Below are 12,989 nucleotides of genomic sequence, written 5' to 3'. Positions count from 1 at the left end.
TATGGAACCAGAAAACAGCAAAGAGCAACGTTATGAAAATGCTCAAAAAAGAGTAAAGGATATCAAAGGATTTTATACGCACTTAACCATTTATTGTGTGGTGATTTCTACCTTGGTTTTTATCAACTTAAAATTTGAGCCACATTTTCATTGGTTTTGGTTTTCTGCTTTAGGTTGGGGAGTGGGACTTTTTTTTCATTGGTTGCGGGTTTTTGGATTTAATTTATTCGGATTTGGGCAAAAATGGGAAGAAAAGAAAATTAAACAAATCATGGACGAACAAAATAAATAAGACGATATTATGGATCAAAATTTTAGAGAAGAACAAAATTATTTAAGAGCAAAAAAGAGAGTTAAAGCGATGAAAGCTTTTTATATTCATTTTGCCGTTTATATTCTAGTCAACATTTTTTTAAGCGGATTGATTGTATTTGGCCTCATGAAAAGCGGGTATACTTTTGAACAAGCGTTTTCTAACTTCGGCGTATATTCTACCTGGCTTTTTTGGGGTATTGGTATGTTTTTTCACTGGTTGGGTGTTTTTGGTTTTAAATCCTTAATGAGTAGTGACTGGGAAGAAAGAAAAATTAAACAATTGATGAAAGAAGACGAAGAGCGCACTAAAAATTTTTAAAATAAATAATCATTATAAAGTGATGAGAATTGAAAATTAGAATGCAATTAAAATTTGATAATCTTAAACAGACCTTGTGGAAATTTTAAAATACAAACAACAATGAACGTATTAATTATAGAAGATGAAAAGCCCGCTGCTAGAAGATTAAACAGAATGTTAGCAGCATTAGATATCGAAGTACAGCAGATGCTCCATTCTGTAGAAGAGTCTTTAAATTGGTTGCAAAATAACGAACATCCAGATTTAATATTTTTAGATATTCAGCTTTCTGACGGATTATCTTTTGAGATTTTTGATGAAATTGAAGTGAAATCTGCCATTATTTTTACAACCGCTTATGATGAATATGCTTTAAAAGCATTTAAATTAAATAGTATCGATTATTTGTTAAAACCATTAGATGATGAGGAATTGGAAGTTGCTGTAAATCAATTTAAAAAACAGCAACCCAAACATGCGAATGTTCAGGTGAATATGGAGGATATTCGTAAATTATTGATCAATCCAGTAGATCAAAAGTTTAAAAAAAGAGTGTCTATAAAAGTGGGACAGCACATTAAAATTATTCATATTGATGAAATAGAATGTTTCTACAGTGAAAACAAATCAACCTATATTCATACCAAAGAAAATAGAAATTTTTTATTAGATAATTCTCTTGAATATTGGCAAGAACAATTAAATCCAGATCATTTTTTTAGAGTAAACCGAACTTTTATTGTTCATATAAATGCGATAAAAGATATTGTTGCCTATGCTAATTCTCGTTTAAAATTAATTTTAAACTCTTACAACGAACAAGAAATTATTGTAAGTAGAGAACGTGTAAAAGATTTTAAGAGTTGGATTGACTAGTATTAGTTTCAAAGTTTCAAAGTTTCAAGGTTTCAAGGTTTCAAAGTTTCAAGGTTTCAAGGTTTCAGGGTAAATGAATTCTTACTTAGGGCATAATGCTCCAAAAACAACAGAAATTTATCCTAAAACTATGCATATGAATAAAATAAACATGAAAAGTCATTAGGGTGGTTTGCTAGAAAAGACTAATTTTAAAAAGTAGAACATATATGCGATATAACAACAATGCGCATGTACAATTGTTGGCAGTAATTTAAAAGAACACTGCTCAGCCTAAAATTTCTTCTACAAGCTGACGATAATTATTTTGAATACCTTCCGTAACTTTTGATTTGTCTTGATTAAATCCTGCTTCGGCTATCGAGAACATTTCTGCATTTTGAACTCTTAAGTTTTTATCACTCCACAAAATAATTTCTGTTATTATTGGAGTTAGCTCTATACCTTTTTCTGTTAACAAATAGATGTTTTCTTTTTGATTATCAGGCAATTTCTGTTTGGTAATTAGCTCATTTTCTTCCAACCACTTCAATCTTGCCGACAAAATTCCGGGTGCTATTCCTTCTGGAGAACTCGAAAAATCTTTAAAAGTCCTCTTCCCTTGAAGTAACATATCTCTTATAATTAGTAATGACCATTTATCCCCTACAATATCTAAGGTAGAAGCAATAGGACAGCCTGACCTAAAATTATTTTCCATTTTTTCACTACTATTTTGATAGTAAAAATTATTTACCTTACTTTTGCTACTGATTTAATAGCAAAAATAGGAAATATAAATGAAACAATCAAAACAAATCGTACTTATAACGGGTGGAAGTTCAGGCATTGGACTTGCTATAGCTCAAAAATTCTTAGCAAATGACAATACCGTAATCATAACAGGTAGAAATCTTGCTAAACTCGAAAAAGTAAAACAAGAAAATCCCCAAATACATATCTATCAAAGTGATGTTACGGTTGATGCCGAAGTAAGGATGCTCGCAGACGATATCCAACAAAAATTTGGAGGTATTGATGTACTAGTCAACAATGCAGGAATAATGAATTTAGTAGATGCAGGAAACGAAAGCAATGACTTGCAAAAACAAATGCAAGAAATTGAAATCAATTACAATTCGCCCATAAGACTATTGCACTACTTTTTACCACAACTTAAAAATAGTAAGAACGCAGTTCTAGTCAATGTTTCTTCGGGTTTGGCTTATGTTACCTTTTCGCAAGCACCTGTATATTCAGGGACAAAATCGGCTTTGCATTTTTGGTCACAAGCCATTCGACCGCAACTACAACCGCATAATATAAAAGTGATAGAACTTTTACCTCCTGTTGTTGACACACCGTTGGCACACGGAGCTGATATTGCCGAAGATGATAACTTGAAACCAATGCCACCCGAAAAGTTAGCCAACATTTTTTGGAAAGATTTCATTAATGGCAAAGAAGAAATCACGCCAGGGATTTCAAAACAACTCAAACTAATGAGCAGACTAGCACCCAAGTTCATTTTTAAGCAATTGAACAAAAAACCAATCCCAAACAACAAATAATCACAAATAAAAAATAACAAAATGGACAATTTTACAATTTTCAATTTACAAACACTTGCTGCCTTTTTAATGGTATTTTTTGCACTTAGATGGTTTATTCTGCCTAAGGTATCTAAACTACCAATTCGAGAAGCCTTAATTCCCTTTGTTTTTCTACACGGAATAAGATACTTAGGAATGATGTTCATGGTGGACAATCAAATCTATGATGAATTCCCTAAAGACTTAGCTCTCACAATAGGGGTTTGGGATTACAGTGTGGCAATTTTAGCTTTGATTACGACTTATGCCTTAAAGGTTAAATGGAAGTATGCAATTCCCTTAGTTTGGATTTTTAACTTATGGGGGTTTGCTGATTTAATGACTGCATTACCGCAAGCCTCCGCACAAGAGTTTTACAATTATGATATAGGCGGTATTTGGTGGATGTCTGTAATTGTGGGTCCAATTACAATTATAAGCCATATATACATATTTATCAGACTTTTCAAAAACCTCAAAAAGAAATAATATGAACCTAAAAATAATTACAACAATACTTCTAGTATTCAGCCCTTTACTTCTTCATAAAGTAAATGCTCAAGACGTATATGCAGGAAAAAACACTAAAGTTGAAAAGGGTATTTCAGCAGAATTCCCTTTTGAGTCTAAATTTATAAATTTAGGAGCAGACACGATTCATTATGTAGAATCAGGAGAAGGAGATCCGGTATTATTACTGCACGGTTTACCCGCAAATGCTTATCTATGGCGTAATATCATTCCCAATATTGACAGTAACAAGAAAGTAATCGCACTTGATTTTTTAGGTTTCGGTAAATCAAGTTTTCCAAAAGACCGTGATGTTTCTGTTGAAGTACAGTACAAAATGCTTACTGATTTTATAGAAGCCAAACAACTCAAAAATGTAACGTTATTTATTCAGGACATTGGTTCACTTGTAGGAATCTTGTATGCCATTCGAGAACCACACAATGTAAAAGGAATCGCACTTTTTGAAGCACCATTTATGCCAGCCGAAGTTTTTTACGACCAATTGCCGTTTAGCTTTAAAGCATTTATGAAGCTAACAAGGTCGAAAAAAGGAAACGAAAAGTTGATGGTGAAAAAGAATTTTGCAGGTAAAAAATTAGCCGTAAACTTCTTCACGGGCAGAAAATTACCTAAAGAAGCCTACAAGTATTATACACAACCTTGGGACGAAAATGAAAGACGATATGCCATTACTAACGGTCCTGACCCAGCGATACTGTCCTACACCAAAGGCAAAGGAGAAAGCGATTTTGCGACCTTGTTAGACACCATATCAAACGGTGTGAAAGAAACACAAATCCCAATATTATATTTCTACGCAAAAAAAGGATTGGTAAACAGAAGAAAAGCAGTTGAATACGCCAAAGAAAACTTCAAAAATGCAACCTATGTTTATTTAGGAAAAGGAAAGCACTTTTTAACCGAAATCCACCCAAAACAAATGAGCCAGAAGTTTAATGAATGGTTTGTAACGTTAAAATAGAAGAAAAAAACTACAGCCAACAAGGTATAAAAGCAATAGCGGTTTAGGTGCGAACTTGAACCGTTTTTGCTTTTAATTAAGTATCTTGCCATCGGACAGATTAGCGGTATTAAATCCGCAACTACTCATAGTGTGCCAAGAATCAGTCACGGCAATAAACTGACTGAATGCTGTAAATAAGATGATGGTAGGTCCATCGAAGTCGTTGTATAGGCGATGGCTTCAAACCATCTAAAGGTGCTGCAATTAATAGTTGTGGTATTGAGCGTTTAGGAGAATCTAACCCATGATGTTAGCAGGTATTAATAAAGGAGTTGAATTAAAGTGAACCATTGAAGAGGTGTCGAGAAGTTGCAAACCTCCTGTCAAAAGCTACGAAGTATGGTACGGAGTGAAAAGTAATGAATTTAATTAGAGTTTAATAATTACAGAAGTAACCTATTTATTTTCTGTAAGACTGGCGTCATTCAGGTGGCAAGACCTTTATTTAGGCTTATTTACGGAACTTGGAAAACTGCTTATAAATGTTAGACTTGTATAAGGCTACCGCTAGAGGATTCGCTTCAAGTAAAAAGGGAAATACACAATTGGAACAACCAAGAGGTAGCATACCGAAGTTATAAGCAGAGGCAGACTAAGCCTTAGTAGTGAAGAAGTTTCTGTAATTGAAATGGAGCAAAGGGCTTAGCTTATACGCAGTTATTTATTTATCAACTCAATTAATTTGAGGAGGAATTCATAAATAACACGAAAATCTATTAGATTTGTATAAGAAGAGCCGTGTGAGGGGAGACTTTCAAGCACGGTTCTGTGAGAGGTTTAGGGTGAAACTCCCTTTACCTACTCGATTACTAAACGTTGACAAAAATTAAAAGAGTCTAACATTTACCAAAATAATATAAATTTGTTAATATGATCAAAGCACTATTTATTTCGATAACACTTTTAATTTCAACCCAATTAATTGGACAAGATAAACCAACATTCAAAGAGGTCTTAGATGTATCATATTATGCTGACTCAATAAACACGGATGCGTATACTAAATCACGTTGTAAATTAGATATACGTTACCCAGAGAACACAAAAGAATTCAATACAGTTGTTTGGTTTCACGGCGGAGGATTAAAGAATGGAAACAAGTATTTTCCTGAGGCATTAATGAATGCTGATTTATGTATTATAAGTGTTAATTATCGTTTATCACCAAAAGTAAAAGCGCCAACTTATATTGAGGATGCAGCAGCAGCCGTCGCTTGGGTGTTTAATAATATTGAATCATACGGCGGAAATTCTAACAAAATATTTGTTTCTGGACATTCCGCAGGAGGTTATCTTGCCTTAATGCTTGGTTTGGACAAACAGTGGTTAAATAATTTTAATGTAGATGCTGATAACATTGCAGGTATGATTTCCTTAAGCGGTCAAACAGCTACTCATTTCACTGTAAGAGAAGAAAAAGGTTTACCTAAGTTTAAGACTATAGTTGACGAATTATCACCATTGAATAAGGCGAGAGAAAATGCACCCCCTTTAATTTTAATCACAGGAGATAGGAATATTGATTCCCCCACTAGATATGAAGAAAATCTATATTTAGAAAGGTTAATGAAAACTGTAGGACATACCGAAACGCAATTATTCGAAATCCAAGGATTTGGACATAATGGAATGCATAACCCTGGAATTAAACTTTTAATAAAAGAAGTTGAAAGAGTTAGTGAGAAAATAGATGAGAGGAAAAAGGAATAAAAAAACTATTGCCAACACCTTATAATTAATTGCTTTGGCAAGTGCTTATTTGGAAAATTATTTCAGAATTTTCTCTGGTTCGTATTTGTTTACTAAATTAGTTGCTTAACCACGCAACAAACCATATACAACAACTTTGTGCTTAATAAAACAAATCTTAAATGAATAACCAAAAAAAATCTAATTCTAATAAAAAGCTATATAGAAATACCAATAAAAAAGTCTTAGGTGGTGTTTGCTCAGGTTTAGCAGATTATTTTGGCGTTTCAGAGTTGTTAGTACGTATTCTTTGGTTAATCTTATCCTTATTTTTATGCATCGGATTTATCATTTATATTATCCTGTGGATTGCAATTCCCAATAAAATTTTTTTAGAATCTGATTTAGATAAACCTGATATGGATTCTAATCGTGACAAATCCAATTCTACTAATGGAGTTGTTAAAAATATATTTTCGCTTATAGGCTTAATTGTAACAGGATGTTTACTTGGATTATGGGGAGGATGGCAATATGGACAAACTTTAGATTCTAAAGGTTCCATTATGACTATAATGATTGCTCTATTTGTATCTGTTATTGGTGGCGTTTTTGCTGCGATTGTTGGAACATTGATTGTAAGTAAAAAATAATTAACTAAGTTCAACACCTTATAATTAATTGCTTTGGCAAGTTCTTATTTGGAAAATTCTTTCGGAATTTTCTCTAGTTCGTATTTGTTTACTAAATTAGTTGCTTAACCACGCAACAAACCATATTCAACAACTTTGTGCTTCATTTTAACCAATCACTAACCAATGATAAAATTCTTTAGAAAAATTCGTCAAAACTTACTTATGGAAAACAAAACAGGAAAGTATTTTAAATACGCCATTGGTGAAATTCTCCTTGTTGTTATTGGAATTTTGATCGCTTTGCAATTAAATAATTTGAATGATAACAGGAAAAATTCCAAATTAGGATACCAATTTTTAACCGAAATGAAGTCTGAATTAACAGGGGACCTTTTCACACTAGGTGATCATATCAAAAAGCTCAAAAATAATATTGAGAATCAAGAAGCAGCAATGAATACCAAGGACATTCATAAATTATCCCTTGATAGTCTCTATATGATTATTACTCCTGTAAATCTAAATTTTAGAACGAGTGAATTAACATATCTCAAGATGAATAACCTTGGTATTACATCTCTATCAAATAATGAAAATCTTAATTCAAAAATATTGAATTATTATAATAAAAATGTAGAATTTCTAAAGGGAGCATTGAGCCATGTTTTCGATGATTTGATGAAGTATGAAAAATTTTACCTATACGAACAAGATAAGATAGATTTAATTAGTATAAATAATTTTGTAGCTAGTAGAGAGTTTTCCTCATTGAATACACTTTCTAAAGATGAAGCTGAAAAGAAACTCAAATCAAACATTATTGAATTTATTCAGTCAATTAAAGGCAGGAATCTTGTTTTATACGATTTAGGAGGCAAAAGATTTTCTTTAGGAGTACTTAACAATATTCAAGCAAAAACCACAAATCTTCTAAAGGCCATCTATGAAGAATTAAAAATTCATCACCCAGAAATACAAGCATTACCAATCCTTCCAGCAGAAATGGTTTATAAAGAAATAACGCTATCACAGGATATTTTAAAAAATTACATTGGCACATATAAGGGAGAGAGTTTTGATTTAATTGTGCTATTAGAAAATATGCGCATTTATGTGGAATTTCCTGATGGTAAAAAGGTATAGTTAGTTCCCTATGAAGAAGCTAAATTTTTCTTCAAGGACGCTTCAGTACTAATTGAATTCAATAAGAAAAAAGGTGAAATAAAGAGTTTAACGATGACTCGAAACGGAAAAAATGAATTTATTAAAATTAAATAATATCTGTAATAAATAACGAAAGCACAATAACTAAGCATATGGCGTGCCGATAGGCCAACGCTATATGCCTTGTTGACTGATCCATTGCTAAGGATAAGCGGAAACGACCGTTTCGGTTTGGGGTTTAAAAGGAGTGTGACTGGGGAAAGGAGATGGTTCTCAATATTTCTATTGTATTCGAGCTATTTATGATACGTTTTTTAAATGTTCAGTCTTTTTGGATGGCATTTTAGGGCTCGTTTTTTGAGTTTGGGCAAGTAGTATCCCACATATGCAATTTTTTTTAGTTTAGTTTAATTTTTAAGTCGGACTCAAAATTAATGAACGAATAATGATTAGAAGATTCTCAACTCAGAAAATAACTTTTTAAACGATTGCTGCTACTTCAAACTCTTAAAAGAGTTTTTCAAGCTAGTATCTTTCTTTTAAGGCAAAAGTGTTCTAAGCCCTTTTTTGGAAATATTTTTTAAAGCCATATCTGAGAATTTTACGTTTTATAATTTCTTTGCCATACTTTTGGATCCCATTGTGTGGAAACAACATAAATTTGAGATATTTATAAAGTATTAAGGATATAGCTCTACAAAGAACAACAGAAATCGATACCAAAACCATTCACATAAATAGAAGAAACATAAAAAGCAATTTGGATATTCTGTTGGAAAAGAGTACTTTTCAAATGTATAACATGTATGTGATATATCAATAATGAGCATATGCAATTGTTGTGCTTCATTATGACAAACCGATAACTAATGATAAAATTCTTTAGAAAAATTAGACAGAATTTACTCTCTGAAAATAAATTCAGTAAGTATTTAATTTATGCGATTGGAGAAATTGTTCTAGTAATGATTGGTATTTTATTAGCCCTACAAATCAATAATTGGAATAATGACAGAATAGAACGAAAACTTGAATCGAATATACTAATCGAAATTCTAGTCAATCTTAAAAAGGACGTCATAAATCTTAACTCGAAAATTAAGTTCAATCAAAACAAATTTAAACTCAATAGAGAAGTATTAATTCATTTAGAACAAAGAGCACCTCTAACTGATTCATTAAGAATGTCTTACAATAAATTAATCGGAAGAGGTACATTTGAACCTATAACTGTTGCCTATGAAAACTTAAAATCTAAAGGAATAGATATTATTAAGAATGACTCACTTAGAATTGCCATTTCGGAATTGTATGATTTTAAGTATTTCTACATAACCGAAGACTTAAGAGCAGATTATGAGCCTGTGAAAACTTTGCATATGAGTGAAGTATTTAAGTATGTTAGGACATCATTTGGGCAGTCAAAGTCAGAGCCAGTAAACTTAAAAGAAGCACAAGATGATACTTATTTCCACGAAGCTCTTAAACAAGCTTTGGGATTTTATTATTGGATAAATACTAATTATGAACGAGGAATAAAAGAAAATGAGGAGGTACAGAGAAAAATTGAAGCCGAATTGTTGCAAAGAAATAAATAACGAAAGCACAATAACTAAGCATATGGCCTGCCGATAGGCCAACGCTACATGCCTTGTTGACTGATCCATTGCTAAGGATAAGCGGAAACGACCGTTTCGGTTTGGAGTTTAAAAGGAGTGGAGTGTCTACTTATACTCTTGAAATTTATAAAGAATCTTTTACAGTTAGAATAGGAAAGAAAATAAAAATTATAAGGGTAGATGACATTCATTGCTTTTATAGTTTTGAAAACGCAACGTTTCTAAAAACTTCTGACAGCAATTATATTATTAATCATTCTTTAACAAAGCGGCCTAAGAAAATTAGTCACAAAATTACTAGGAAGTCCAAGCTTAGAAAATGATTTAAATCCAAACTATTTTTTTAGAGTAAACCGAACTTTTATTGTTCATATAAATGCGATAAAAGATATTGTTGCCTATGCTAATTATCGTTTAAAATTAATTTTAAACTCTTACAACGAACAAGAAATTATTGTAAGTAGAGAACGTGTAAAAGATTTTAAAAATTGGATTAACTAAAACATTTTTTAACAAAACTCACAAAAAATTTCCTAACAATTAAACTTTGATTATTTTTATCGAAATTTAGTTAAAAAATGGGCGAACGTGAAGAGTTCTTTGATTATATAAACAATGGTTACAAAACCAAAGGTGATTATATAGAGCTAGGTGCAGCAATGTTAGGAGAGGAAACTATTACAGATGCTATCATAAAAATTCCACTAAAAACCCTTAACAGGCATGGTTTAATTTCCGGTGCTACCGGAACTGGAAAAACAAAAACCCTACAAGTTTTAGCTGAAAATTTATCGGAAAAAGGGATTCCTGTTTTGTTAATGGATATCAAAGGAGATTTATCTGGGTTGGCAAAAGCCAGTTCAGGGCATTCAAAGATTGATGAACGACATGCCAAAATTGGTTTTCCGTTTGAAGCAAAAAGTTTTCCGATCGAAGTTTTATCCATCTCTGAACAAGCAGGTACAAAAATGCGTGCCACAGTTTCAGAATTCGGACCAGTTTTGTTATCTAGAATTTTAGACTTAACAGAAACACAAGCTGGTATTTTAGCGATTATCTTTAAATATTGTGATGATCATAAATTTCCGTTGTTAGACATCAAAGATTTTAAAAAGATGTTACAATATATTACGCAAGAAGGCAAAGAAGAAATTCAAAATGAATATGGCCGAATTTCAACAGCTTCAACGGGTGCAATTTTGCGTAAAATTATTGAAATAGAACAACAAGGAGGCGATTTGTTTTTTGGAGAAAAATCTTTTGAAGTAGAAGATTTAACCAGAATTGATGAACATGGAAGAGGTATTATTTCTGTTTTAAGACTCACTGATATTCAAGATAAACCCAAATTATTTTCAACATTTATGTTGCAATTGTTGGCAGAGGTTTATGAAACATTTCCAGAGCAAGGAGATGCTGGCAGCCCAGAACTGGTAATTTTTATAGATGAAGCGCATTTGGTTTTTGAAGAAGCTTCTAAAGCCTTGTTAAATCAAATTGAGAGCATTGTAAAATTAATAAGATCTAAAGGAATTGGGTTGTATTTTGTAACGCAGAACCCTAAAGATGTGCCAGAAGATATTTTAGCACAATTAGGTTTAAAAGTACAACACGCACTAAGAGCTTTTACGGCAAAAGATAGAAAAGCAATTAAATTGGCAGCCGAAAATTACCCGAGTTCAGCATATTACGACACCAAAGAAGTGTTAACGCAATTAGGAATTGGAGAGGCTTTTGTATCCGTTTTAAACGAAAAAGGAATTCCAACGCCTCTGGCAAGAACCATGTTGCGTGCGCCGATGAGTAGAATGGACATTTTAACAAATGTAGAATTAAATAGTGTGATTCAGAATTCTAGATTAATCCATAAATATAATCAAGAATTAGATAGAGAAAGTGCCTATGAAATGCTAAATAGTAAAATTGAAAAAATTAATTTAGCCGAAGAGAAAGCCATAAAAGAAGCTATAGAAAAGAAGGAAAAAGAAAAATTAGAAAGAGAAAAAGCTAAGAGAACAGCAACCAAAACTTCTTCTAGTGCCAGTGCTAGAATGAATCCTTTAGTAAAAGTACTAACGAGTGCAACCTTTATAAGAGCAGTTTTCGGAATATTAAAAAAGGTAATTAAATAACAAAAGTAAAAAACAGACGTTTTATAGTTTATAAAAACAAAAATAATGATAAAAAGAAGTGTTCTAACGCTCATCGTTGCGGTATTTTTAATAACAAGTTGTTCGAATAATGATAAATTTAAAATAGAAAAAGGGAAGGTTGGTTTCATTACATCGGCTACTACCATTAAAGAATTAGATCGTATTTTCGAAAACGATTCTATTGTTACCTACTTAAGTGAAGGTGCTTTGGGAGATAACTATTTTCAAGATGACGATAAGTTTTTAATTTTTGAAAAAGGAGGAAAGCTTTTACTAACCATTGTGCCAAAAGAGCAATTAGATTCCACATCAACTATTAAAAGCATAGAAATTCATGATTCACGTTTTAAAACAGAAGCAGGCACGAATCTTAATTCTAGTTTTTCTGAAATACATGCGAATAATAGATTAAGACCCGAGTCTACGCTGCAATCTGTTACTTTATTTTTAGATGAACTAAATGCAACAATAGCCATAGATAAAGAGGAATTAGGTTTACGAGATTTTAGTACACAAAAAGTGTCTTTAGAGCAAATTCCTGATTTGGCAAAAATTAAATCTTTTACAATTTGGTTTGATTAGGGCAAATTTTGTCCATATTATTGAAAAGACAAAACCGCGCTTTCCGCTATATCTTTTTAAGTTCTATTTTTTAATTACATAAATTTAAGTGGGTTGTTGTGTTAGGATAAATAAAAAGTATCTCTTTTGGCATAAAAAGGATGCCGCTGCAATCGCTTGTGCAAAACCAATCAATATGAAAAAAAAATATATCATTCAAAAAAGTCCATTTGTTGTTCCAACAACAGATGGCAAATTAATTGAAGAACATTTCGGCAACGCAACAGATAAAAATTCTCAGATAAGTATTGCACATATGGTAGCACCTTCGGGCTGGAAAGAACCTTTTCAGACACCAGAATTTGATGAATACACGTATATCATCAGCGGTAAAAAACAATTTATTATTGACAATGAAGTTATTGTTTTAGAAGCCGGACAATCTATCAAAATAGAAAAAAATACACGCGTTCAATATTCAAATCCTTTTGATATAGCCTGCCATTATATTGCTATTTGCTTACCCGCTTTTTCGATGGATTTAGTGCATAGAGAAGAATTTTAGCGC

Annotated in this window: 15 protein-coding genes; 14 read left to right on the top strand and 1 reads right to left on the bottom strand. The window is 32.0% G+C overall.

From position 1 onward, the window contains the following. Position 1: 1 nt before the first annotated feature. The 3 genes from K8354_RS08775 (at position 2) to K8354_RS08765 (ending at position 1,492) form a co-directional block, all read left to right on the top strand. Positions 2 to 292 (top strand): 2TM domain-containing protein, encoded by a 291-nt coding sequence (locus K8354_RS08775; RefSeq protein ID WP_223447332.1) that lies wholly within the window; start codon positions 2 to 4, stop codon positions 290 to 292. 9 nt (positions 293 to 301) lie between these two features. Continuing rightward, positions 302 to 634, top strand: coding sequence for a 2TM domain-containing protein (locus tag K8354_RS08770; protein ID WP_223447330.1), 333 nt, complete (start codon positions 302 to 304; stop codon positions 632 to 634). Between the two features lie 102 nt (positions 635 to 736). Beyond that, positions 737 to 1,492 carry a LytR/AlgR family response regulator transcription factor gene (locus K8354_RS08765; protein WP_223447328.1) on the top strand — a complete coding sequence of 252 codons (756 nt, stop codon included), beginning with the start codon at positions 737 to 739 and terminating at the stop codon, positions 1,490 to 1,492. Between the two features lie 268 nt (positions 1,493 to 1,760). On the opposite strand, the gene K8354_RS08760 is transcribed toward K8354_RS08765, so the two are convergent. Beyond that, a complete protein-coding gene (locus K8354_RS08760; RefSeq protein ID WP_223447326.1) occupies positions 1,761 to 2,192 on the bottom strand; it encodes a winged helix-turn-helix transcriptional regulator in 432 nt (143 codons plus the stop codon). 79 nt (positions 2,193 to 2,271) lie between these two features. Between K8354_RS08760 and K8354_RS08755 the strand changes: the two genes are divergently transcribed. The 11 genes from K8354_RS08755 to K8354_RS08705 all read left to right on the top strand — a co-directional run bounded on the left by K8354_RS08755 (position 2,272) and on the right by K8354_RS08705 (position 12,986). Further along, positions 2,272 to 3,042, top strand: a complete 771-nt coding sequence (locus K8354_RS08755) for an SDR family oxidoreductase (RefSeq protein ID WP_223447324.1) — start codon at positions 2,272 to 2,274, stop codon at positions 3,040 to 3,042. Between the two features lie 21 nt (positions 3,043 to 3,063). Further along, complete coding sequence (locus K8354_RS08750) at positions 3,064 to 3,552, top strand: DUF8737 domain-containing protein (RefSeq protein WP_223447322.1); 489 nt, start codon at positions 3,064 to 3,066, stop codon at positions 3,550 to 3,552. Between the two features lies 1 nt (position 3,553). Further along, complete coding sequence (locus K8354_RS08745; protein ID WP_223447320.1) at positions 3,554 to 4,558, top strand: alpha/beta fold hydrolase; 1,005 nt, start codon at positions 3,554 to 3,556, stop codon at positions 4,556 to 4,558. A gap of 912 nt (positions 4,559 to 5,470) precedes the next feature. Further along, positions 5,471 to 6,310: an alpha/beta hydrolase gene (locus tag K8354_RS08740; protein WP_223447318.1), complete on the top strand. Its 840-nt coding sequence runs from the start codon at positions 5,471 to 5,473 to the stop codon at positions 6,308 to 6,310. A gap of 161 nt (positions 6,311 to 6,471) precedes the next feature. Then, the gene (locus K8354_RS08735) at positions 6,472 to 6,942 is read left to right on the top strand and encodes a PspC domain-containing protein (RefSeq protein WP_223447316.1); all 471 of its coding nucleotides are present in this window, start codon (positions 6,472 to 6,474) and stop codon (positions 6,940 to 6,942) included. Positions 6,943 to 7,146: 204 nt separating this feature from the next. Further along, positions 7,147 to 8,067: a DUF6090 family protein gene (locus tag K8354_RS08730; RefSeq protein WP_223447314.1), complete on the top strand. Its 921-nt coding sequence runs from the start codon at positions 7,147 to 7,149 to the stop codon at positions 8,065 to 8,067. An 890-nt stretch (positions 8,068 to 8,957) separates the two neighbouring features. Next, on the top strand, positions 8,958 to 9,686 hold the full coding sequence (locus K8354_RS08725; protein ID WP_223447312.1) for a DUF6090 family protein: 729 nt from the start codon (positions 8,958 to 8,960) through the stop codon (positions 9,684 to 9,686). 384 nt (positions 9,687 to 10,070) lie between these two features. Further along, positions 10,071 to 10,208: a LytTR family transcriptional regulator DNA-binding domain-containing protein gene (locus K8354_RS08720; RefSeq protein WP_223447648.1), complete on the top strand. Its 138-nt coding sequence runs from the start codon at positions 10,071 to 10,073 to the stop codon at positions 10,206 to 10,208. A gap of 77 nt (positions 10,209 to 10,285) precedes the next feature. Then, complete coding sequence (locus K8354_RS08715; protein WP_223447311.1) at positions 10,286 to 11,839, top strand: helicase HerA-like domain-containing protein; 1,554 nt, start codon at positions 10,286 to 10,288, stop codon at positions 11,837 to 11,839. A gap of 45 nt (positions 11,840 to 11,884) precedes the next feature. After that, the gene (locus K8354_RS08710; RefSeq protein WP_223447309.1) at positions 11,885 to 12,442 is read left to right on the top strand and encodes a hypothetical protein; all 558 of its coding nucleotides are present in this window, start codon (positions 11,885 to 11,887) and stop codon (positions 12,440 to 12,442) included. A 175-nt stretch (positions 12,443 to 12,617) separates the two neighbouring features. Then, on the top strand, positions 12,618 to 12,986 hold the full coding sequence (locus K8354_RS08705) for a cupin domain-containing protein (protein ID WP_223447307.1): 369 nt from the start codon (positions 12,618 to 12,620) through the stop codon (positions 12,984 to 12,986). Positions 12,987 to 12,989 lie beyond the last annotated feature (3 nt).

This window comes from Polaribacter litorisediminis (assembly GCF_019968605.1).
In the GTDB taxonomy this organism is placed as follows: Bacteria; Bacteroidota; Bacteroidia; order Flavobacteriales; family Flavobacteriaceae; genus Polaribacter; species Polaribacter litorisediminis.
The sequence above is the reverse complement of the archived record's forward strand: the minus strand, read 5'-3'. Positions and strand labels throughout refer to the sequence as shown.

Coding starts and splice junctions, on each gene's coding strand:
- K8354_RS08775 (WP_223447332.1), top strand. CDS start 2: ATGGAACCAGAAAACAGCAAAGAGCAACGTTATGAAAATGCTCAAAAA.
- K8354_RS08770 (WP_223447330.1), top strand. CDS start 302: ATGGATCAAAATTTTAGAGAAGAACAAAATTATTTAAGAGCAAAAAAG.
- K8354_RS08765 (WP_223447328.1), top strand. CDS start 737: ATGAACGTATTAATTATAGAAGATGAAAAGCCCGCTGCTAGAAGATTA.
- K8354_RS08760 (WP_223447326.1), bottom strand. CDS start 2,192: ATGGAAAATAATTTTAGGTCAGGCTGTCCTATTGCTTCTACCTTAGAT.
- K8354_RS08755 (WP_223447324.1), top strand. CDS start 2,272: ATGAAACAATCAAAACAAATCGTACTTATAACGGGTGGAAGTTCAGGC.
- K8354_RS08750 (WP_223447322.1), top strand. CDS start 3,064: ATGGACAATTTTACAATTTTCAATTTACAAACACTTGCTGCCTTTTTA.
- K8354_RS08745 (WP_223447320.1), top strand. CDS start 3,554: ATGAACCTAAAAATAATTACAACAATACTTCTAGTATTCAGCCCTTTA.
- K8354_RS08740 (WP_223447318.1), top strand. CDS start 5,471: ATGATCAAAGCACTATTTATTTCGATAACACTTTTAATTTCAACCCAA.
- K8354_RS08735 (WP_223447316.1), top strand. CDS start 6,472: ATGAATAACCAAAAAAAATCTAATTCTAATAAAAAGCTATATAGAAAT.
- K8354_RS08730 (WP_223447314.1), top strand. CDS start 7,147: ATGGAAAACAAAACAGGAAAGTATTTTAAATACGCCATTGGTGAAATT.
- K8354_RS08725 (WP_223447312.1), top strand. CDS start 8,958: ATGATAAAATTCTTTAGAAAAATTAGACAGAATTTACTCTCTGAAAAT.
- K8354_RS08715 (WP_223447311.1), top strand. CDS start 10,286: ATGGGCGAACGTGAAGAGTTCTTTGATTATATAAACAATGGTTACAAA.
- K8354_RS08710 (WP_223447309.1), top strand. CDS start 11,885: ATGATAAAAAGAAGTGTTCTAACGCTCATCGTTGCGGTATTTTTAATA.
- K8354_RS08705 (WP_223447307.1), top strand. CDS start 12,618: ATGAAAAAAAAATATATCATTCAAAAAAGTCCATTTGTTGTTCCAACA.